Origin of the sequence: Sciscionella sediminilitoris (assembly GCF_000737195.2) — a bacterium.
In the GTDB taxonomy this organism is placed as follows: domain Bacteria; phylum Actinomycetota; class Actinomycetes; order Mycobacteriales; family Pseudonocardiaceae; genus Sciscionella; species Sciscionella sediminilitoris.
On sequence record NZ_JALM01000003.1, the window covers coordinates 166,333 to 186,794 of the forward strand.

At 68.1% G+C, this 20,462-nt stretch carries 19 protein-coding genes; 7 read left to right on the forward strand and 12 right to left on the reverse strand.

Going from position 1 to position 20,462, the window contains the following annotated elements:
- The 3 genes from AD72_RS01260 to AD72_RS01270 are packed head-to-tail and all read left to right on the forward strand — an operon-like array spanning position 1 to position 4,867.
- Complete coding sequence (locus AD72_RS01260; RefSeq protein WP_031464468.1) at positions 1-1,464, forward strand: sulfatase-like hydrolase/transferase; 1,464 nt, start codon at positions 1-3, stop codon at positions 1,462-1,464.
- A gap of 37 nt (positions 1,465-1,501) precedes the next feature.
- Positions 1,502-3,457, forward strand: coding sequence for a glycoside hydrolase family 2 protein (locus AD72_RS01265; protein WP_051897685.1), 1,956 nt, complete (start codon positions 1,502-1,504; stop codon positions 3,455-3,457).
- Positions 3,458-3,484: 27 nt separating this feature from the next.
- Positions 3,485-4,867: a sugar porter family MFS transporter gene (locus AD72_RS01270; protein WP_051897687.1), complete on the forward strand. Its 1,383-nt coding sequence runs from the start codon at positions 3,485-3,487 to the stop codon at positions 4,865-4,867.
- Between the two features lie 31 nt (positions 4,868-4,898).
- Here AD72_RS01270 and AD72_RS01275 read toward each other — a convergent pair whose 3' ends face one another.
- The 3 genes from AD72_RS01275 to AD72_RS01285 form a co-directional block, all read right to left on the reverse strand.
- Positions 4,899-5,954 (reverse strand): alpha/beta hydrolase, encoded by a 1,056-nt coding sequence (locus AD72_RS01275; RefSeq protein WP_156365005.1) that lies wholly within the window; start codon positions 5,952-5,954, stop codon positions 4,899-4,901.
- A 63-nt stretch (positions 5,955-6,017) separates the two neighbouring features.
- A complete protein-coding gene (locus AD72_RS01280; RefSeq protein WP_031464472.1) occupies positions 6,018-7,241 on the reverse strand; it encodes a CaiB/BaiF CoA transferase family protein in 1,224 nt (407 codons plus the stop codon).
- Between the two features lie 11 nt (positions 7,242-7,252).
- Positions 7,253-8,419 (reverse strand): acyl-CoA dehydrogenase family protein, encoded by a 1,167-nt coding sequence (locus tag AD72_RS01285; protein ID WP_031464473.1) that lies wholly within the window; start codon positions 8,417-8,419, stop codon positions 7,253-7,255.
- Between the two features lie 161 nt (positions 8,420-8,580).
- Here AD72_RS01285 and AD72_RS01290 point away from each other — a divergent pair, with 161 nt between their 5' ends.
- Complete coding sequence (locus tag AD72_RS01290; RefSeq protein WP_031464474.1) at positions 8,581-9,327, forward strand: IclR family transcriptional regulator; 747 nt, start codon at positions 8,581-8,583, stop codon at positions 9,325-9,327.
- A 27-nt stretch (positions 9,328-9,354) separates the two neighbouring features.
- Here AD72_RS01290 and AD72_RS01295 read toward each other — a convergent pair whose 3' ends face one another.
- From AD72_RS01295 to AD72_RS01335, 9 genes are read right to left on the reverse strand one after another with little or no spacing between them, the layout of a single operon-like run.
- The gene (locus AD72_RS01295; RefSeq protein ID WP_031464475.1) at positions 9,355-10,119 is read right to left on the reverse strand and encodes a putative hydro-lyase; all 765 of its coding nucleotides are present in this window, start codon (positions 10,117-10,119) and stop codon (positions 9,355-9,357) included.
- Positions 10,116-11,423, reverse strand: a complete 1,308-nt coding sequence (locus AD72_RS01300; protein WP_031464476.1) for an MFS transporter — start codon at positions 11,421-11,423, stop codon at positions 10,116-10,118. The genes AD72_RS01295 and AD72_RS01300 overlap by 4 nt, the downstream gene beginning before the upstream one ends.
- Before the next feature lie 51 nt (positions 11,424-11,474).
- Entirely contained in the window at positions 11,475-12,356 is an 882-nt protein-coding gene (locus AD72_RS01305; RefSeq protein ID WP_037344474.1) for a 5-oxoprolinase subunit C family protein, read from the reverse strand.
- A complete protein-coding gene (locus AD72_RS01310) occupies positions 12,350-12,988 on the reverse strand; it encodes a 5-oxoprolinase subunit B family protein (protein ID WP_031464478.1) in 639 nt (212 codons plus the stop codon). The genes AD72_RS01305 and AD72_RS01310 overlap by 7 nt, the downstream gene beginning before the upstream one ends.
- 7 nt (positions 12,989-12,995) lie before the next feature.
- On the reverse strand, positions 12,996-13,754 hold the full coding sequence (locus AD72_RS01315; RefSeq protein WP_031464479.1) for a LamB/YcsF family protein: 759 nt from the start codon (positions 13,752-13,754) through the stop codon (positions 12,996-12,998).
- The gene (locus AD72_RS01320) at positions 13,751-14,329 is read right to left on the reverse strand and encodes a thiamine pyrophosphate-dependent enzyme (RefSeq protein WP_031464480.1); all 579 of its coding nucleotides are present in this window, start codon (positions 14,327-14,329) and stop codon (positions 13,751-13,753) included. Before AD72_RS01320 ends, AD72_RS01315 begins: the two co-directional genes overlap by 4 nt.
- Positions 14,326-14,856, reverse strand: coding sequence for a thiamine pyrophosphate-binding protein (locus tag AD72_RS01325; RefSeq protein ID WP_031464481.1), 531 nt, complete (start codon positions 14,854-14,856; stop codon positions 14,326-14,328). The genes AD72_RS01320 and AD72_RS01325 overlap by 4 nt, the downstream gene beginning before the upstream one ends.
- Entirely contained in the window at positions 14,853-16,040 is a 1,188-nt protein-coding gene (locus tag AD72_RS01330; protein WP_031464482.1) for a pyridoxal phosphate-dependent aminotransferase, read from the reverse strand. The genes AD72_RS01325 and AD72_RS01330 overlap by 4 nt, the downstream gene beginning before the upstream one ends.
- On the reverse strand, positions 16,025-16,717 hold the full coding sequence (locus tag AD72_RS01335) for a GntR family transcriptional regulator (RefSeq protein ID WP_051897691.1): 693 nt from the start codon (positions 16,715-16,717) through the stop codon (positions 16,025-16,027). Before AD72_RS01335 ends, AD72_RS01330 begins: the two co-directional genes overlap by 16 nt.
- A gap of 66 nt (positions 16,718-16,783) precedes the next feature.
- Between AD72_RS01335 and AD72_RS01340 the strand changes: the two genes are divergently transcribed.
- The 3 genes from AD72_RS01340 to AD72_RS01350 all read left to right on the forward strand — a co-directional run bounded on the left by AD72_RS01340 (position 16,784) and on the right by AD72_RS01350 (position 20,401).
- On the forward strand, positions 16,784-18,223 hold the full coding sequence (locus AD72_RS01340; protein ID WP_031464484.1) for an NAD-dependent succinate-semialdehyde dehydrogenase: 1,440 nt from the start codon (positions 16,784-16,786) through the stop codon (positions 18,221-18,223).
- A gap of 176 nt (positions 18,224-18,399) precedes the next feature.
- Positions 18,400-19,173 (forward strand): class I SAM-dependent methyltransferase, encoded by a 774-nt coding sequence (locus AD72_RS01345; protein ID WP_031464485.1) that lies wholly within the window; start codon positions 18,400-18,402, stop codon positions 19,171-19,173.
- Between the two features lie 346 nt (positions 19,174-19,519).
- Positions 19,520-20,401 (forward strand): cyclase family protein, encoded by an 882-nt coding sequence (locus tag AD72_RS01350; RefSeq protein ID WP_197284846.1) that lies wholly within the window; start codon positions 19,520-19,522, stop codon positions 20,399-20,401.
- The last annotated feature ends 61 nt before the right edge of the window (positions 20,402-20,462 follow it).

Here is a 20,462-nt window from a genome sequence, read left to right on the forward strand (position 1 = left end):
ATGCCTGCAGAAAAACCCGGGGCGGCCGATCGCCCCAACATTCTTTTCCTGTGCACCGATCAGCAGCGGTTCAACGCGCTGCGGGCGGCGGGCAACAGCGAGATCGAGACCCCCGCACTCGACCGCCTCGCCGATCAGGGGGTGCTGTTCGAGAACTGCTACGTGCAGAGCCCGGTGTGCGCGCCATCCCGGGCGAGCCTGATGACCGGGCAGTACGTGCACGCGCACGGCCTGTGGGCCAACGGCGTCGGCATCGACCGGAACGCCAGGCTGTTCACCAAGGAACTGGCCGAGGCGGGCTACGACACGGGACTGGTCGGGAAACTGCACCTGGCCGCGTGTTTCGGCGGCCGCACCGAGCCGCGCATCGAGGACGGACTGCGGGTGTTCCGCTGGGCACACGATCCCTACCCCGGATCATCCGAGAACCACTACCACCGGTGGCTCAGGACGGCCTGGCCCGACCTCTACGCGCGGGCCGTCGATCCGGCCGACCCGCTCGGTTTCGACGAAATGCCCACCGAGGCGCACTACACCCGCTGGATCGGCAACGAGACCGTCGAATTCCTCACCGAAGGGCGCGAACGGGGAAAACCGTTCTGCTTCATCGCCAATTTCTTCGACCCGCACCACGGTTTCGGCGCGCCGAAGGAATACCTGGACCGCTACCGCCCGGAAACGCTGGCACCGCCGATCACCCGGCCCGGCGAACTGGACGGGAAACCGGAGATCCTGCGCGAGGCCTCCCGGGAATCCTATGCCGGCCACGAACGCGGATACACCGACTACACCGCCGGGGAACTACAGGCCACCCGCGCGGCCTACTACGCCATGGTGAGCCTCATTGACGACGAGGTCGGCCGGATCCTGGACACCCTCGAACAGCAAGGGCTCGCCGAGAGCACGCTCGTCGTGTTCACCAGCGACCACGGCGAGATGCTCGGTGACCACCAGCTGATGCTCAAGGGACCGATGCTGTACGAGCAGGCGGTGCGGGTACCGCTGATCCTGCGCTGGCCGGGAAAACTGCCCGCGGGACAACGGCGGGCCGAACTCGTGCAGTGGCTCGACCTGCCCAGCACGATCCTGGACGCCGCCGGGGTGTCCGGGCTGCCGCGCGCACAGGGGCAGAGCCTGCTGCCCCTGGCCGCCGGGACCGGGGAGGCGGCGCCGCGCGGCTGGGCCCTTGCCGAATACCGCAACAGCGGGCACCCCTACGACCCGCCCGTGCACACCACGATGCTGCGGCACGGCAAGTGGAAAATCGTCGTGCACCACGGCGATCCCGCGACCAGCAGGACGAGAACCGGCGAGCTCTACGACCTGGAGACCGATCCGGACGAACTGGTGAACCTGTGGGACGAGCCGGATTTCGCGCGACAGCGCGCCACATCCCAGGAACTGCTGCTGGATGTGCTCGTGGCGACCGAGGACCGCAGTCAGCCCCGCGATGCCTTCTGGTGACCCGGATCCCGGATCGAGGCAGGAAAGGACTCCCAGCATGACCGAGGACCGCAACCCCACGGGCCGGCGCGCATTCCTGCGCGGCACCGGAATACTCGCCACGGCCGCGTTCGGTTCGGGCACCGGGATCACCGCGGCGGCGGCGACACCTGCCGGTGCACCGCTGCCCGAGGAGACCGGCTGGCAACCGAAACCCGCCCGGCTGAGCACGCCGTGGACGAGCGAGGTCTCCCCGGACAACGCGCTTCCCGAATATCCGCGGCCACAGCTGCGCCGGGACCGTTGGCGCAGCCTCAACGGTGTCTGGCAGTTCGGGGCGGCCGAAGGCGATCAGGCGGCACCGATCGGCCGCGAACTGCCCGAACGGATCCTCGTGCCCTATCCGGTCGAATCCGCGCTTTCCGGGATCATGCGCCGTGTTCCGCGGATGTTCTACCGGCGCCGGTTCACCGTGGCGCCGGGCTGGTCGGTGCACGCGCGGACCGGAAACCGGCTGCTGCTGCATTTCGATGCCGTCGACTACCGCAGCGTGGTGTGGGTCAACGGCAAGGAAATCGGCACCCACGAGGGCGGATTCGACCGGTTCACCCTCGATGTGACCGAGGCACTGCACACCGATGCCACCGGAAACCCTTCCGGGCACCAGGAAATCGTGGTGGCCGTTGAGGACCGCACCGACGAGGGGATCGGCCCGGTCGGCAAACAGCACAACGAACCAGACGGCCTGTTCTACACCTCCTGTTCGGGAATCTGGCAGACCGTGTGGCTCGAACCGGTCGCGCGAACGCACATCGAACGGCTCGATCTCGGCTCCAGCCCGGACAATCGGACGGCCACCGTCCGCGCGCGGGTCACCGATCCGGCGGGGCACCGGGTGCACGTGGCGCTGTTCGAGAAGGGCAGGCGGGTCGGCTCGGTGATCGGCGAGGCGACCACCGAACTCCGGATCACCCCGGACGAGCCCCGGCCGTGGTCCCCACGGGACCCCTTTCTCTACGACCTGACGGTCCGGCTGGTGCCCGAGGGCGCCCCCGCGCGCACCGACGGCCGCGCGACCGACCGCGTGGACAGTTACCTCGGCATCCGTTCGATCGCGATCCGCGAGCTCGACGGGTATCCCCGGTTCCTGCTCAACGGGGAACACGTTTTCCCGCTCAGCACGCTGCAACAGGGCTACTGGCCGGACGGGCTGTACACCCCGGCCACCGACGCGGCACTGCGGTTCGACCTGGAAGCCGCCAAGAAACTGGGATTCAACTCGGTGCGCAAACACGTCAAGGTGGAACCGGACCGGTGGTATTACTGGGCCGATCGGCTCGGCATGCTCGTGTGGCAGGACATGCCCTCGGCGGCGACCGGAAGGCAGCCACCGAAACCCGAGAAGCCGGTCCCGCCACCGCCCGCCGAGGGCAGGACCGAACTGCTGCGCGAGCTACGCACCATGATCGAGGACCACCAGAGTCACCCGTCGATCATCATGTGGATCCCGTTCAACGAGGGCTGGGCGGAGTTCGCGGTCAGTCAGGTCGCCGACCTGGTCAAGCGCTGGGATCCGAGCAGGCCGGTCAACCCGATGAGCGGATTCAACGTCTGCGAGTGCGGATCCGTCGGCGGCGACATCCTCGACCGGCACAACCTCGGCACCCCGGAAGCCGGCCCGGTACCGCACCCGGACGACGGGCGTGCCGCGGTGATCGGTGAGTTCGGCGCGTTCGGCCTGCCGATCACCGGCCACGAATGGAAACCCGGGCACTCCGAACCGAACGTCGCGGTCCAGGATCCCGCCGCCCTGACCGATGCCTATGTGACCGCGCTCGGCCAGATCGCCGAGTTCGCCAGGGAACAGGGCCTCGCCGCCGCGAACTACAACCTGTTCGAGGACGCCGAGGTCCAGGTGAACGGGCTCTACACCTACGACAGGCGGATCCTCAAACCGGACCCGGCGCGGGTCCGCGCGGCGAACCTCGCACTGACCGGCCCCGCCACCAGCTGACCGAGAACCCGAGCCCGGGGAGCATCGATGACGATCGCGAACGGCAAGCAGGATTCCCGAGCCGGGGAGCACTCCCGTACCCGCGGCAGGCTCGCCTACCTCACCGGGGCACTCGGCGGCGCCATCCGCGGCTACGAACTGGGAATCGTGGCCAGCGCACTGCTTTTCGCCGGTCCCGCGCTCGGCCTCACCCCGGGACTGACCGGACTGGTGGTCAGCGCGGCCCTTGCGGGCGCGATGATCGGTGCCCTGCTCGTCGGTCCGCTCTCCGACCGGTTCGGACGGCGCCGGATGCTCGCCACCGCGGCGGCGCTGTTCGCGATCGGCGCCATCGGCGCGGGAATCGCACCGGTGACCGCGGTGCTGATCGGCGCCCGGCTGCTGCTCGGACTCGCGGTCGGCATGGCCACCGCGACCATCCCGGTGTACATCTCCGAACTCGCCCCCGCACGCCACCGCGGTTCACTTTCCGCGCTGTTCCAGCTGATGATCACGATCGGTGTCCTGGCATCCAGCGTGGTGAGCCTGTTGCTGCGCCCGGTGGAAGCCTGGCGCTGGATGTTCGCCATCGGGGCACTGCCCGCCGTGCTCATGCTCATCGGCGCGTTCTTCCTGCCGGAGAGCCCGCGATGGCTGGTGAAACAGGGACGAACCGCCGAGGCACGCGCGGTGCTGGCACGCACCAGAGAACCGGCCGCCGCCGAGGCCGAACTCACCGAGATCCGGCAGGCGAACCGGCAGCGCCGCGACCGGGTCGGCGCGCGGGCGCTGCTGTTCTCCGCACGAACGCGCAGGCTGCTGCTCATCGGTGTCGGGCTCGGCATGTTCCAGCAGCTGACCGGAATCAACACGGTCACCTACTACGCCCCGACCATCCTCAAGAGCATCGGCTTCGGGGATTCCGCCGCCATCACCGCGAACCTCGGCTTCTCCGCGCTCGGCTTGCTCGCCACCGCGGTGATGACCTGCTTCATCGTCGACCGGATGGGCCGCAGAAAGCCGCTGCTGTTCGGCGCGCTCCTGATGGCCACCGGCATGGCGGTCCTCGGGGTGGCCGCGCGGGACGTGGCCGCGGGCGGTGCCGCCGGCTACTTCGCGGTTACCGCGCTCGCCCTGTTCCAGATCGGATTCGGGCTCAGCTGGGGCGGGGTCGTCTGGGTCATGCTCGGCGAGCTGTTCCCCTTGCGGATCCGCGGAACCGCGATGGGGATCGCCACCTTCGCCACCGAAGCGACCAGCGTGGTGGTCAGCCTCGTGTTCCCGATCCTGATCACCATGGGGCGTCCCCCGGTGTTCTTCGGGTTCGCCGTGCTCGGGGTCGCGGCCTTCCTGTTCACCTACTTCCTGGTTCCCGAGACGCGGCGGCGCAGCCTCGAGGAGATCGAGACCGGGCTCGGGCGCAGGGCATGAGCGGATGCCCGGCGCCGCGGTATCCGGCCGCTCAACGCACCACGGTCGTCAGGAACCCGCCGAGTGCCTCCCGGTATCGGTCCGGGTCGGCGTTCCAGGCGAGGGTGTGCCCGCAATCCGGCACCCGGACGTAGGTGACCGACTCCGGATGGGCCGCGGCGAATGCGTCGCTACAGCCGATGGGCACCAGCGGATCGGCGTCGCCGTGGAAGAGCAGGGTGGGAAACCGCCGGACCCCCGGTCGGCGCTGGTGATCGAGGCCGGCGAAGTCGATGCCGGATCGGTTCGCCACCACACGCTTGAGAACGATACCGGCCCAGCCCGGCACGTGGAGGCGCCGTAGCTGGGCCTCGGTGACCGCGTTCGGATCGAGAATGGGCGCGTCGAGCACCACGCCACTGACGCGGTCACGGCGCCCGGAGCGGTGCAGGAAGGTTTCCACGATGCTGCCGCCCATGGACCAGCCGTAGAGCACCACCTCACCGGCCCCTGCGGACAGAGCATGGTCCACCGCGGATTCCAGATCGGCCCACTCGGTGTCGCCTATGTGGTACAAGCCATCCGGGCTGGCCGGGGCCGCGGGATCGTTGCGGTAGCTGGGAATCAAGGTGGGAAAGCCGAGCTCCCGCGTGATCGGCAGAGCACGCAGCGCCTCGACACCGGTGGCCCGGTTGCCGTGCACCATCACCACCCAGGTGGACCGCGAGCCCGGCACGAACCACGCCGGCAGCGGTCCCAGCGGCCCGTCGACGATGACCTCGTCGAAGGCGATGCCGTGCGCCGTATGCGGATCGCCGTGGTAGACGAACTTGTTCCACCGCACCGGCTCCCCCACCGGAAGCACACCGATCGATTCGAGCAGCCGCCGGGTGACGGTACGGGAGTCCGCGGCGAGCAGGTCACCGAGGATCGCCGCGCCTCCGGGCCAGAGCAGACCGAACAGGCCGCGATGCCGCGTGTCCGGCGTGTTCTCCAGCGTCACCGCATCGGTGGTTGCGGCGAGCAGCCGGGCCATGGGCGGCTGCGCCGGGCGCACCCGCAGCCCGGACATCACCAATCGTCCTGGGGTCCCCAGCACCGCGGACATGCGATCACCTCCACAACCCCGTCACGATACTCGCGGGGACACGCGGTGCCGAGCTCCAGCCGGTCACCGGCCGGTGGGATCCGCAACTCCCGCGGTGTGCACGATTCCGGCGTCGACCAGTTCCTCGATCCGGGCACGCGAATAGCCGAGCAGCGAGCCGAGCACGCCGATCGTGTCGGCTCCCCGCTCCGGCGGTTTCGTCCGTACACTGCCCGCGGACCTGCCGAGTTTGACCGGGATTCCGGTACCGCGGTAACCGTCGAGCTCGACGAGCATCTCCCGGTGCCGGGTCTGCGGATCGTCGAGCGCCTCACCGACGTCGTGCACCGGAGTCGCGGGCACCCCGCCCGCGAGCAGTGCCCGCCCGAGTTCCTGGCGGGCCCAGCAACCGATCGCGGGGGCGAGCAGGGCACGCAGCGCGGCGACATTGCGGACACGTTCGGCATTGGTGGCGAACCGGGGATCCCCGGTGAGCTCGGGGAGGCCGATAATCCCGCTGAGCCGGTGGAATTGGCGGTCGTTTCCGGCTCCGATGAAGATCGGCCCGTCCCGGGTGTCGAAGGTGTCGTAGGGAGCGATGCTCGGATGTGCCGATCCGGTGCGCCGCGGTGGTTCCCCGGACGCCAGATACGCCGGAGAATGGGGATGCAGCAGGGAGATCGCGGTATCGAGCAGGGCACAGTCCACGAGCTGGCCACGGCCGCTGGTGTGCCGCTCGTGCAGGGCGAGCAGTATTCCGGAGAAGGCGTGGATTCCGGTGACCATGTCCACGATGGGGACCCCGACCCGCAGCGGTGGCCCGGACGGCTCACCGTTGATGCTCATCAGTCCGCCATAGGCCTGCAGTACCGCGTCGTATCCGGGCATGGCGCCCATCGGGCCGTCCGTGCCGAATCCGGTGATGCGGCAGTGGATCAGGCGCGGGAAACGTCCGGCGAGCTCGGCATCGGGAAACCCCCATTTCTCCAGGGTCCCCGCCTTGAAGTTCTCCACCAGCACATCGCTGTCCTCGAGCAGTTCCTCCAGTACCCGCCTGCCCTCGGGTTCGCTGAGATCGAGGCACAGGTTGGCCTTGTTCCGGTTCAGCCCGGCGTGATACGCGCTCATGGTCTCGGTGACGAACGGCGGGCCCCAGGTACGGGTCTCGTCCCCCGCCGGTGGCTCGACCTTGATCACCTCGGCGCCGTGGTCGGCGAGCATCTGCGTGCACAGCGGACCGGCCAGCACGCGAGAGAGGTCGAGCACCCGGACGCCGTGCAGGCTGCCGGACGCGGTCGGTGTGGTCACGATGACTCCCGTCAGTAGGACTTGGGCAGGCCGAGCACATGGGTGGACACGTAGTTGAGCACCATCTCCTGGCTGACCGGGGCGAGCCGGAGGATCCGTGATTCCCGGAAGTACCGTTCGACGTGGTATTCCCTGGCGTACCCCATTCCGCCGTGCGTCTGCACCGCCTGGTCCGCGGTGGTGAACCCGGCGTCGGCGCAGAGCCACTTGGCCATGTTCGCTTCCCGGCCGCAGGACAGCCCCTGGTCGTAGCGCCATGCCGCGTTACGGGCCATGAGCTCGGCGGCGTCGAGCCGGGTCACCGCCTCGGCCAGCGGGAACGCGATGCCCTGGTTCTGCCCGATGGGCCGGTCGAAGACGACGCGTTCCCGGGCATAGCGCACCGCTCGGTCCAGGGCGGCCCTGCCGATGCCCAGTGCCTCGTGCGCCAGCAGGATCCGCTCCGGGTTCAGCCCGTCCAGCAGATAACGGAATCCCTGGCCCTCCTCGCCGATCCGCGCGCTCTCCGGCACGAACAGGTCATCGATCGCGACCTCGTGGGAGGCCACGGCGTTGCGGCCGAGTTTCGGAATGGCGTTCAGGCGCACGTGCCCGGGATCCAGGTCGACCAGGAACAGCGACATCCCGTCGGTGGGCCGCTCCACCTGATCCCGCCTCGTGGTCCTGGCGATGAGCACCATCTTCTGGGACTCGCCCGCCTTGGTGATCCACACCTTGCGCCCGTTGACCCGGTAACCGCCCGCGACCGGCTCGGCGAACGTGGTGATCCGCGTGGTGTCGGTGCCCGCATCCGGTTCGGTGACACCGAAACACACGTGCAGTGCGCCGTCCGCGGCCGCGGGCAGGATCTCCTCGCGCAGCGCTGCGCTGCCGTGCTTGACGATCGTGTTCAGCCCGAAGATGGACAGGTGCATGGTGCTGCACCCGTTCATGCCCGCACCAGATGCGGCGATCTCCTCCAGCAGCAGCGCCGCCTCACTGATGCCGAGTCCACCACCGCCGTAGGCCTCGGGAATGGCGATCCCCAGCCAGCCGCTCTCGGCGAAGGCGTTGTAGAACTCCCACGGAAACCGGCCGTGCGCGTCACACTCCGCCCAATACTCGTCCGGGAAGCTGCGCGCCAGCTCACGCGCGCCCGTGCGCAGCGCCTGCTGGTCCGCGGTCAGTTCGAAGTGCACGGATGCCCTCCCAGCCGTATGTTCGTATATATGAATACGATGACCTATATAGGTACAGGATCCAATCGCCGGATCGCACTGTCAAGCCCGGATCCCACCGCTGAGCACCGGCGGCCGGTACGGTGACAGACCGGAACACAGCGAACCCAACGGAGAAAACCGTGCCGACTTCCGGCGATGGCGCAGCCAAGGAGCACCGCACCGTCTCGCGGGTCACCACGATCCTCGAGCTCGCCGCGGCGGGCCCCGGCGGTGTCCGCCTTTCCGAGCTCGCCGAACAGCTCGGCGCGCCACGGTCGTCGATCCACGGTCTGGTCAAGGGCCTGGTCGCCACCGGCTATCTCCGGGAGGAGGACGGCGCCTACACGATCGGCCCCGCCGTGGGCACGCTGCTCGCGGCGGCGACACCGAGCATCGAACAGGCGGCCAGGCCGGTGATGCGCCGGCTCGGCGAACGATTCGGTGAGACGGTCATGCTCGCCGAACCGGTCGGGGATTCGGTCGTCTACACCGAAACCGTCGAGTCAACCCAGATGATCCGTTACTCGGCCCCGCTGCGAACCCGGCGGCCGCTGTATCCGACCAGCTCCGGAAAATGCGTCCTCGCCTTCGCGCGCAAGCGATTCCGGGACAACTACCTGAGCGCGCACGTACCGGACGGCGAACAGCGAAACCGGGTCGAACAGGAACTGACGGAGATCGCCGAAACCGGAATCGCCGTCAACCGCGGGGAAACCATGCCCGATGTCTACGGAATCGGGGTGCCGGTCCTGGTCGGCGAACGGGTTCTCGCCGTACTCGCCACCGCGGGCCCCAGCCACCGGATGGCCGGCCGCGTCGACGAGATCGCCGCGGCCGCCCGGCTAGCGGCGCGCGAGGTGTCCGAACTGATCACCCGGCGAGGTTGAGCGCGCGATCCTCGATGGTGCCACCGCTTAGCTCGCGTCGACGAGGTGGTCGAATACGAACATGTGGCCGGGATAGTGGGTGATCGCGTAGGCGGCATCGGCGTTCGGCAGGGCGAGCTGCGGGGTCACCCCGCACGCCCAGAACACCGGGACGTCACCGGGCTCGATCACCGGGGAGGGGCCGAAATCGGGCGCATGGAGATCGGTGATGCCGAGGGCTTCCGGGGCGCCGATGTGCACCGGGGCACCGTGCCCGGTCGGATAGCGCGCGGTGATCTCGACCGCCCGCGCCACGTGTTCGGCGGGTAGCGCACGCATGCTGACCACGAGCGGACCGCTGAGCCGTTCTGCGGGGTGGGCGGCACGGGTGGTCACATACACCGGTGGTGCCATGGTGTCCGGTGCGTAGCGGATCGGGATCCCGGCACGGCGCAACGGCCCTTCCCAGGTATGGCTGCAGCCGAGCAGGAAACCGACCGAATCGGCGCGCCAGTACTCGGTGATGTCGGTCGGTTCTTCGACCAGCTCGCCAGCGCGCCACACCCGGTAGCGAGGCAGCGTGCTGCGCAGATCCGCCTCCGTCGCACCGAATCGCAGTATCGGGTCTCCCGGTTCGGTGACCGCGATGACCGGGCAGTAGCGCGAATTCCTGGTGCAGAACAACAGAAACTCGAAGGCCAGTTCGCGCGGGACGATGGCGAGGTTCGCCTGCTGGTGACCGTCGAGCAACCCGGCGGTCGGTCCGGTCATGCGGCCCGCGGCGATGTCCGCGCGCAGTTCCTGTGGTGTCATGTCAGCTCCGTGTACGCGGTCTCGCGGGTGACGAGCAGGGTGAGCAGGCTGATCACTCCCGCTCCGATCAGCAGATAACCGGGCGCGAGCAGGGTTCCGGTCGTCGAGATCAACCAGGTCGCCACATAGGGGGTGAGGCCGCCACCGAGGATGGTCCCGATGTTGAAGCTCAGCGAGAGCCCGGTGTAGCGCACCCGGGTCGGGAATTGTTCGGCGTAGGTGGGATAGCCGACGGACTGCACGATCGGGAACGGAATCGCCAGCACGAACATCGCCAGGCATGCGAGCCAGACGTTCCCGGTGTCCATCAGCATCATGGTGGGCAGGACGAGCACGACGTAGCCGAGGAATCCCACCAGCAGCACGAACTTGCGGCCCTTGCGGTCCGAAAGACCACCGAACATCGGCATCAGCAGACCCATGACCAGGTTCACCGCGGCGATGATCCAGAACACCGCGTTCTTGTCGTATCCCAGATTCTGCGTGAGATAGATGTTCATGAACACCAGCCCGACCCAGTATCCGGCGTTCTGCCCGAAGGAAAGCGCGATCACTTTCAGGGTCGGCTTACCGTGGGAGCCCAGCACCTCACGCAGTGGCGCCTTGGCCAATCGGTGGTTCTGCTTGGCTTCCTCGAACGCCTTGGTGTCCTCCAATTTGTTCCGCACCACCAGCGAAACGACGATCAGCGGTATGGAGCAGAGAAACGGTATCCGCCAACCCCACGCCGCCATCTGCTCCTCGGTCAGCACACCGGAAACCACCCCGGCACAGGTGGCGGCGAGCGCCCCGCCGAGCGCCACCCCCATCGGGGTGAACCCGCCGAGGAAACCACGCCGTCCCGCGGGTGCCGACTCGGCGACGTAGGCCGCCGCTCCGGTCACCTCGCCACCGGCGAAGAAACCCTGCAACAGCCGCACGATCAGCAGTCCCAGCGGGGCGGCGAGACCGGCGGCCGAATAGGTCGGCAGCAGCCCGGTCAGTGCCGTCGCCGCGCCCATGCCGATGACGGTGAACAGCAGAACCGCCCGTCGCCCGATCCGGTCCCCCAGCCTGCCGAGCAGGATTCCGCCGAGGGGACGGATGAGGAAGGAGCTGCCGAACACCGCCAGCGTGGAGAGCAGGGCGGCGGTGGCATTCCCTCCCGGGAAGAACAGCGGACTGATCGTGACCGAGAGATAGCCGTAGACGCCGAATTCGTAGTATTCGATCGTGCTTCCGGCAAGTGCGGCGATACTCGCCTTTCTCGCGGACCGGTTTTCGGGCGTAGTCCGGTGACCATGCACTTTCGGTGTCGTCGGCATCATTGAACTCCAGCGGTCTTTGGTGGGGCTCGATCGGTCGGTGTCCCTGTCCTATGCGGCGGCTTCCGCCGTCCGGGTTCGTCTCGGTAACGGCCGGAAATGGATTATGCTGCCCGGCGCTGCCTGTGCCACCTTGTCGATATCGCGTTCGGTGACCACTCCGATCACCGGATAGCCTCCGGTGACCGGGTGATCGGCGAGGAAAACGATCGGCTGGCCGGATGGCGGGATCTGCACCGATCCGCGCACCATCCCCTCGCTGGCGATGTGAATGTCCTCGGATTCCAGTGGTGTTCCGGAAAGCCGGGCGCCGACCCGATTCGTCTCCGCGGAGACTCGCCAGGTTCCGGTGATGAATCGCTGACGCTGCGCGGCATCGAACAGATCGTCTCGCGGTCCCCAGCGGAATTCCGCGGTGAGTTCCGCGAACGGAATCCGGTTCACCGCCAGTTCGGTCGGAATCACCGGATACGCGTGCGGTTCACCGATCCGGAACGTGTCCGCTCGGCGCACCGGGCTCGGTCCGTGCCCGGCGAGCAGATCGTGGCCCGCCCCGCCGAGCACCGTTTCGACCAGCAGCCCGCCCGCGACGGCCAGATAGCTGCGCAGTCCGTGGCACGGGGTACCGAGTGCGAGTTCGTCACCGGCCCCGAGCCGCAGCCGGGCCGCGTCGGCAACCGGGCGGCCGTTGACCGAGACCGGAACCGGCGCACCGGTCACGGCCACGATCCGGGCGGCGCCGAAGCGCAGCCGCAGCCCGCCGAGGGTGCACTCGAACGCCGGGGAGCCGGGCGGATTGCCCACGAGGCGATTCGCCATGCGCAGCGCCTCCCGGTCGGCCGCGCCCGAGGGGCTCACCCCGAGATGCGCGTACCCGGTGCGCCCCAGGTCCTGCACGGTGGTCAGGGGCCCCGGTTCCAGCACGCTCAGCATGGGTGCACCGCCTTGAACACGACGCGGTCCCCGATGCTCAGCCGGTTCGGCGGGGCACCGTGCGGATCCCAGAGCCGTTCCTCGGTACGCCCGATCAGGTGCCAGCCCCCCGGGGTCGTTCCCGGGTACACCACGGTGTGGTTTCCCGCGATCGCAACGCTTCCCGCCTCGATACGGGTGCGCGGGCTGGGCCGCCTCGGCAGCGAGAGGGTTTCCGGAAGCCCGTCGATATAGGCGAATCCCGGTGCGAAGCCGAAGAACTCGACCACGTGCGCGGCGCACGTGTGGGCGGCGACGACCTCCGCCGTGCTCATGTCCAGCGCGTCGGCCACCGCGCCCAGGTCCGGCCCGTCGTAGCGAACCGGGATCTCGACGGTGCGCCCCGAGCTCGCCGGTTCATCGTCCTCTCCGTGCTCGGTGAGCATCTTCTGCAGCAGTGAGCCGATCTGCTCGGTGTGTGCGGCCTTCTTCGCGGTGATCAGCACGGTTCGGGCCGCGGGGACCACCTCGGCAACCAGCCCGGCCCAGTCCTGCTCCCGGACCGCGAGGGCGATCCCGGTCACCGCGCGCTCGTCCGACTCCAGCAGCCAGCCCCGGTCCCCGGCCCGCCGCAAACGGTTGCGTTCGGCCATGTCCACCTCACCGGATCGGCGTCAGCGAAACGCCCGCCTCGCGTAGTGCTGAGGCGACCGCCGAAGCGAGCTCGAGCGCCCCGGCCGTGTCACTGTGCACGCACAGCGCGGCGGGCGTGATCGGAATGTCCTCCCCGGTGACGGCGGTGACCCTGCCCTCGACCACCATGCGCACCACCCGGCGTGCGGCTTCCTCCCGGTCGGTGACCAGGGCGCCGGGCTGATCGCGCGGTACCAGCAGCCCCCGCGCGTCGTAGCCCCGGTCGGCGAAGGCCTCGGCCAGCGGGCGAAGCCCGGCATCCTCGGCCTGGCGCCATACCTCGGTTCCCGGTTGGCACAGCAGCGGCAGTGCCGGATCGGCGGTGGCGACCGCCTCGACGAGCGCCGCCGCGTGTTCCCGATGGGTCGCCGCGGTGTTGTAGAGGGCGCCATGTGCCTTCACGTAATCGACGCGGCCACCGGCGATCTCGGCGAAGATCCGTAGGGCGCCGATCTGATAGAGCAGGTCGTTCACCAGGGTTCCGGTCGGCACGTCGATGAATCGCCTGCCGAAACCGGCAAGGTCCCGATAGGACACTTGGGCGCCGATGGCCACCCCGCGCCGCACCGCGGCAGCGCAGGTGCGGCGCAGGATGTCCGGATCGCCCGCGTGGAAACCACAGGCGATATTGGCCGCGGTGACGTGATCGAGCAGCGCTTCGTCATCGGTGAACCGCCATGGGCCGAAGCCCTCACCGACGTCGGTGTTGATCGCGACCCCGGTCATGCCGCGATCCGGCCGGTCAGCCAGCGCCGGAACCGGTCCGCGTGCACGACCGGGTCGATCAGCAGCAGCGGGGTGCCCGGTTCGTTGCCCGCTTCGATGCGGGTGTGCACGAACCACGGTCCCGGCTCGGTCAGCGTCCTGCGCAGGGCCGCGTCGAGTTCCCCGATCGTGTTCGCGCGCAGCACGCCGAGACCGACGGATTCGGCGATCGCGCCGAGGTCGAGCTTCTCCGCCTGCGTCGCGATGCCCGCCGTCGAGGCGTAAACCCCGTTGTCCAGCAACACGATGACCAGGTTCGGCTGGGCCAGATAGCCGGCCGTCGCCGCGGAACCGAGATTCATCAGCAGCGAACCGTCCCCGTCGAGCACCACGCTGCGGGAAACCCCGCTGCCCGCGATCCCCAGGGCGATCCCGGTCCCTACCGAGACGGTCAGCCCCATGGCGTCGAGCAGATACAGGTGATTGTCCCGGTCGGCGACGGCCGCGAGCTCCCGGCTGGTGGCCGCGCAGGTGGCGGTGACCGGTACCTCGGCGGTCTGTGCGGTGATCGCCCGCAGCGCCTCGATGCGTTTCACGCGCGCGCCTCCTTGTCGTTGAAGTCGAAGAATTCCATGAGCACGACGACCGGCCGGAAGGTCATCCGCGCGTGGTTGCCCGCCTCGGCGACCGTGGCGCGCCAGTCCTGCGGAGTGTTCCTCCGGTCCAGCCGGAATACCGGGATTCCCGTGGAGTTCAGCATTTCCGGAACCGGCGCGGAGATCGCGTGGATCATCGAGTTGTACTCACCGAGACCGCCGCGGGTGTTCGCCACGATCAGCAGCGGCAGGTGGTAGGCCAGCGCGAACGTGGTCAGCGCCGTCAGCGCGTTGCCGAAACCGTTGTCCTGCATGACGATCACGCCGAACTTCCCGGCCAGCGGGAGGGCACCGATGATGCCGACCGCTTCCTCTTCCCGCGAAACGGGGAAGGTCTCGATCTCGCTGTCCCGCAGCCCGTCGATGATGCCCGCGATGCTGTTGCTCGGCACATAGGCCACGGCATCCGGGCCGAGCCCGGTGACCGCTTCGACGACCTGTTCGTGACGTTGTGCAGTGTTGCTCATGTGGTCTCCAGTGCGGCGATGATGCGACGTAGTCCCTCGGTGAGTTCTTCGGTCGAGCAGGCGTACGAGACCCGCAGCGAGTGGGTACCGCCCTGCGGGTCGAAGGCGGTGCCGGGAACCACCGCGACATGGTGTTCCTCGAGAAGCCGCAGGGCGAACCGCTCGGCGGGTTCCGCGGATCCCGGCTCGTAGCTCAGATACAGGTAGAAAGCCCCGTCGGGAACCGCGACCCGCAGCCGGTCGGTGCCACGCAGCACTTCCAGCGCGGCGTCGCGGCGCGCATGGAAGGAACGGCGCATCGTCTCCGCTTCCGCGCGGGCGCAGCGCAACGCCGCGACCGCGCCGGACTGGATGAAGGTGTTCGGGCACACCGTGGTGTACTGGCGGACCCGCAACGCGGGCGCGATCAACTCACGCGGTCCGGCAAGCCAGCCCAGCCGCCAGCCGTCCATGGCGAAGGCCTTCGCGAACCCGCCGATCGAGAACGTTCGTGGATAGAGTTCCTCGTGCGCCGCGGGACTGCTGTGCTCCGTGCCGTAGACCAGGTCCGCGTAGATCTCGTCGGAGAGCAGCAAAGCGTTGGTGCCGTTGAGCATTCCGGCCACACTGTCCACATCGGAGCGGTCCGCGACCGTGCCCGTCGGGTTGTTCGGGGTGCACAGCACAACCATCCTGGTGCGTTCGTTGATCGCGCCGGCGAGCGCATCCCGGTCCAGCCGGTATCCCCTGTCGGCGTCCAGCGGAACAGTGATCGGGGTCGCCCCGGCCAGCCTGATACACGAAAGATAGTGCGCCCAGGCGGGAACCGGCACGACCACCTCGTCACCAGGCTGGCAGAACGCCATGATGGCAAGGAAAACGGCCTCGTTCGCTCCGACGGTCACCAGGAGCTCCCCATCCGCCTGGTAACGGAGTCCGCGCCGTTCGCGGAGGTACTCGGCGATCGCGGTGCGCAGTTCGAGCGTTCCCGCGTTCGGTCCATAGTGGACATCGCCGAGACGCAGTGCCTCCGCCGTCGCCTGCTTCGCGACATCCGGGCTGTCGAAATCGGGCCTGCCGATCTCCAGGTGATGGATCTTCGCACCGGCGGCGGAGAGCTCGGCGGCACGGTCGAAGATCACCCTGATCGGCGAGGGTTTGATGTCCTCGAGCCGGGCGGCCGGGCGGCTCAGCGAGGTGACCACTCGTTCTCCTTCCGTTCCGCGCGGTGCTGCCAGCTCTCCCGCAATCCATGCTGTCCGCCGTCGATATGCGCGTGGATCTGTTCGGCAAGCGCCCCGGCGTCACCACGGGAGAGTGCGGACATCATCGCGACGTGCTCGGACTGCACCCGCGGATGGGCGCAGGTGCCGTGTACGTAGTACCGCGAATACGGCTCGAGTTGGTGGTATAGCCGGGAAATCACCTCGTATCGCACCGGCAGCCCGGCCAGCCGGTACATGTCGAGGTGGAACGCGAAGTTCACCCGCGACCAGGTCTCCGCCCCCAGCTCCTCGATCCGGTCCATCTGCTCGACCATCGAGTTCAACCGCGTCACATCGGCCCGGGAGACGCGTTCCACCACGTGCTCCGCGAAACTCGGTTCGATCAACCTGCGCAGGTCGTAGATCTCGTCGATCTCGGCCAGATCCAAGGCGATGACGAACGTTCCCATGCCCGATTCGCTGCGCAGCAAGCCTTCGCCGATCAGCGTGCGGATCGCCTCGCGCAACGGAATACGGCTCACCCCGAACCGATCGGCCAATTCCTCCTGCACCAGACGATGCCCCGGCGGGTACACCCCGTCGACGATCGCGATCCGCAGTGCGTCGGCGATGTCGTTCGGATTTTTCCCGACGGTCGGACTGTGGTCAGCTACCATATCCACTGTATACACTGGATCCGAAACTCAGCGCAAGAGCATTGAGCAGGGCAAACGGAGGAACCCATGATCGAAGCTGGACAGCCGACCGAATTGTTCATCGGCGGTGACTGGCTGCCGACCGAGCGCACCTTCCCCGTTGCCGACCCGGCGAACGGACGGCAACTGTGCGCGGTCGCCGATGCCGGACCGGAACACGCCCTCGCTGCGCTGGACGCCGCCTGCGCCGCCGCGGCCGATTGGGCGGCCACCCCGGCCGCACGCCGGGCCGACATCCTGCGCACCGCCTACGAGGCACTGCTCGGCAGGCGCGAGGAGATCGCCCGGCTCATCACCCTGGAAATGGGCAAGCCGATCGCCGAGGCACGCGGCGAGGTCGACTACGGGGCGGGCTTCTTCCGCTGGTTCGCCGACGGCGCGGGGCGCCTGCACCTCGACGGTGGCTACGGGCACGAACCCGGTGGGCAGTACCGGATCCTCACGGCGCACCGGCCGGTCGGACCGAGCTTGTTGATCACCCCATGGAACTTCCCGCTGGCCATGGGCACCCGCAAGATCGGGGCGGCGCTCGCGGCCGGGTGCACCGCGATACTCAAACCGGCCGAGCAGACCCCGCTCACCGCGTTGTTGCTCGCCGATGTGCTGCGAGAGGCCGGAGTTCCCGGCGGCGTGGTGAACGTACTCAGCACCACCGATGCCGCCGGGGTGACCGAACCGCTGCTCGCCGATCCGCGCCTGCGCAAGCTCTCCTTCACCGGATCCACCAGGGTCGGCAAGCTGCTGTTGGAGAAGGCGGCGCGCGGTGTGCTGCGCACCTCGATGGAGCTCGGCGGAAACGCCGCGCTGCTCGTGTTCGACGACGCCGATCTGGACACCGCCGTCGAAGGCGCCATGGTGGCGAAACTGCGCAACGGCGGGGAATCCTGCGTCGCCGCCAACCGGATCTACGTCCAGTCCGGCATTCGTGCGGCCTTCACCGAACGATTCACCGAGCGGATGACCGCCTCGGTCTGCGGCCACGGACTCGAGCCGGGAACCACGCTCGGGCCCATGATCGATGAACGACAGCGGACCAAGGTCGCCGATCTGGTCGCCGATGCGGTGCGAGGCGGGGCACGGGTACTCGGCGAGGGAACCGTTCCGCAGGACAGCGAGGGATTCTTCTATCCGGCCACGGTACTCACCGACATCCCGCAGGACGCCGCGTTGCGCACCGAGGAGATTTTCGGTCCGGTCGCGGCCATCTACTCCTTCGACGAGGAGACCGAGGCCCTCGCGTACGCCAACGATACCCCGTTCGGCCTTGCCTCCTACGTCTTCACCGGCGACGTGTCCCGCGCCATGCGGGTTGCCGAGGCCTTGGACACCGGAATGACCGGGATCAACCGCGGAGTGGTCAGCAATCCGGCGGCTCCCTTCGGCGGAGTGAAGGAGTCCGGCCTCGGCCGGGAAGGCGGCGGCCAGGGTATCGAGGAATACCTCGAGACCAAGTACATCGGGCTCTGAGCGTCCGGGTCGTGGAGAGCCACCAGGTTGCTTGGCGGGATCCTTTCGAGAAGGGGCACTATTGCGGCTCGCCAACGTCGAGGTTGATGACGAAGATCAGCCAGGTACCGAAGGCGTGACGGCGGCGCAGCGCGGAAATCGGTCGCTGTGCGGCGGGCGCCGGGCGGCTCGAACTCATGGAGCGGGCCTACGGCGATCACACCCACCGGATACTGGGTGAACTCGGCATAGCCGACGGTGCGAAGGTGGTCGATATCGGCTGCGGCACCGGTTCCATCACCAAGTGGCTCGCCTCGGCGGTCGGAGCTGCCGGACGTGTCGTGGCCGTCGACCGATCCGCTGAACAGCTCACGTTGCTGTCCGAGGACATCGATCGGGACAGCATCGGCAACGTGACCGTGACACAGGCCGACGCGATGCAAATCGAGCTCGCGCGCGGCGAGTTCGATCTGGCGCACTGCCGGCTGTTGATCAGCCATACGGCAGAACCGGTCGCCGTGGTGCGCGAGATGGCAGCACTGGTGAAGCCGGGCGGACTGGTCGTCTCCTTCGAGATCGATATCAATGGGTTGACGAGCTTTCCCCGAACCGAGATCTACGACCGATTCCGGCAGCTTTCCCGGAACAGCGGTCAGGCCATGGGACTGGATTTCGAGATCGGCACCAAGCTTCCCGCCGTGTTCCGGTCCGCCGGGCTCGCCGCACCGGACATGGAGTTCATCGAACCGGTCTACCTACGGGGAGCAGAGAAACGATTCTGGGAGTACACCGCACGCGAGTCGAAGCTGCCCGTGCAGACCGGGCTGATGCCCGAAGAAACCTTCAGCGAGCTGATGCACGAACTGGAAACCGTCGCGAACAGTGAACTGTACGCCGTCGCACAACCGCGTCTTGTCGCCTGCTGGGCACGCAAAGCAGCGAACCCGGGCCCAATGACCGAACAACAGTGAAGGGCCGATCGAAACTCTCGAGCCGAGCTGCTCCGCTACCGCGCCCGCTGACCGCATCCTGGGCGCCGACCGACCGTGCCCCGACCTCGGGCCCTGACTCGAAACAAGTTGTCGCCCGCCATTGCCCCGCCCGAGGCTCGGCTCAGCTCGCCACCGGTTTCTACGGGCGCCGTCCGCTCACTTCTCGGTTAGTATCAGCACGACCGGGTAGCTCAGCCCCTGCTGTCGCGCCGGGCTGCCCTCCCGCGCCCTGGTGTCCCGCAGCTCGCCGAGAGCCCTGATCGGCGCCGTCACTCGCGATAGGTCATCTGTGGCGATCGAATGAAACAGAGAGGAAGCCGGACAAGTGATCACCTCGAATGAATCGGACATGCCGGATAACTGGGGAAGGTGGGGGGACGGCGACGAACTAGGGACGCTCAACCTGATCACCGATGAGGTGCGGACGATGGCTGCCGCGGAAGTGCGGACCGGCCGATCGGTTTCGCTGGCGCTGCCGATCGTTCCCAACGTGATGCTCAGCGGTCCGTTCGCGCCCACATCGGTGGAGGTGTCGCCGGTACAGCAGATGATGTTGCACACCGGGATGGGGGTCGCCGCCGATGCGATGCTGGTGACGAACCATCATGCGAAGTCGACACACATCGACGCGCTGGCGCACTGGTCGACCGACGACGAGGTCTACCCCGGATGCCCGAGAGACCAGGTGATCACGGCCGCAGGCGTGACACGTGCCTCGACGACCGCGTTCGCCGCCGGAATCGTGACGCGGGGCGTTCTGCTCGATCTGGCCCCCGAGAAGCCACTCCCGTCCGGGCATGCGGTGACCTCGAGCGATCTCGAGGACGCCGAGCAGCGCCAGGGAGTCGAAGTACGGTCAGGTGACGCACTGGCAGTGCGGTTCGGCTGGCCGGCCGACCCGGTAGTACCGGACAAACCCACTCCGGGCATCAGCATCGACGCAGTGCGCTGGATGCACCGTCGCGGAGTCGCACTCTACGCTGGCGACCGGGGCGACGCTTATCCGCCGCTGGCCCCGGACGGACCGTCGCCGCTGCACGGCGTCGCCCTGGGGCGCATGGCCATGCCGCTTGTCGATGCGGCAGCACTCGACGATCTCGCGGATCTGTGCTCGCAGCTGGAACGCTACAGCTTCCTGCTCACGGTTGCCCCGCCGCGCGTCCACAATCTGACCGGTGCCCCGGTGAACCCCATCGCCGTGTTCTGACCCCAACCGAGGCATGCGGCGGCAGCAGGGTCTGTCAGATGAACGGCTCTGTCGCACTTTT

Coding starts and splice junctions, on each gene's coding strand:
- AD72_RS01260 (WP_031464468.1), top strand. CDS start 1: ATGCCTGCAGAAAAACCCGGGGCGGCCGATCGCCCCAACATTCTTTTC.
- AD72_RS01265 (WP_051897685.1), top strand. CDS start 1,502: ATGACCGAGGACCGCAACCCCACGGGCCGGCGCGCATTCCTGCGCGGC.
- AD72_RS01270 (WP_051897687.1), top strand. CDS start 3,485: ATGACGATCGCGAACGGCAAGCAGGATTCCCGAGCCGGGGAGCACTCC.
- AD72_RS01275 (WP_156365005.1), bottom strand. CDS start 5,954: ATGTCCGCGGTGCTGGGGACCCCAGGACGATTGGTGATGTCCGGGCTG.
- AD72_RS01295 (WP_031464475.1), bottom strand. CDS start 10,119: ATGACACCACAGGAACTGCGCGCGGACATCGCCGCGGGCCGCATGACC.
- AD72_RS01300 (WP_031464476.1), bottom strand. CDS start 11,423: ATGCCGACGACACCGAAAGTGCATGGTCACCGGACTACGCCCGAAAAC.
- AD72_RS01305 (WP_037344474.1), bottom strand. CDS start 12,356: ATGCTGAGCGTGCTGGAACCGGGGCCCCTGACCACCGTGCAGGACCTG.
- AD72_RS01310 (WP_031464478.1), bottom strand. CDS start 12,988: ATGGCCGAACGCAACCGTTTGCGGCGGGCCGGGGACCGGGGCTGGCTG.
- AD72_RS01315 (WP_031464479.1), bottom strand. CDS start 13,754: ATGACCGGGGTCGCGATCAACACCGACGTCGGTGAGGGCTTCGGCCCA.
- AD72_RS01325 (WP_031464481.1), bottom strand. CDS start 14,856: ATGAGCAACACTGCACAACGTCACGAACAGGTCGTCGAAGCGGTCACC.
- AD72_RS01335 (WP_051897691.1), bottom strand. CDS start 16,717: ATGGTAGCTGACCACAGTCCGACCGTCGGGAAAAATCCGAACGACATC.
- AD72_RS01340 (WP_031464484.1), top strand. CDS start 16,784: ATGATCGAAGCTGGACAGCCGACCGAATTGTTCATCGGCGGTGACTGG.
- AD72_RS01345 (WP_031464485.1), top strand. CDS start 18,400: ATGGAGCGGGCCTACGGCGATCACACCCACCGGATACTGGGTGAACTC.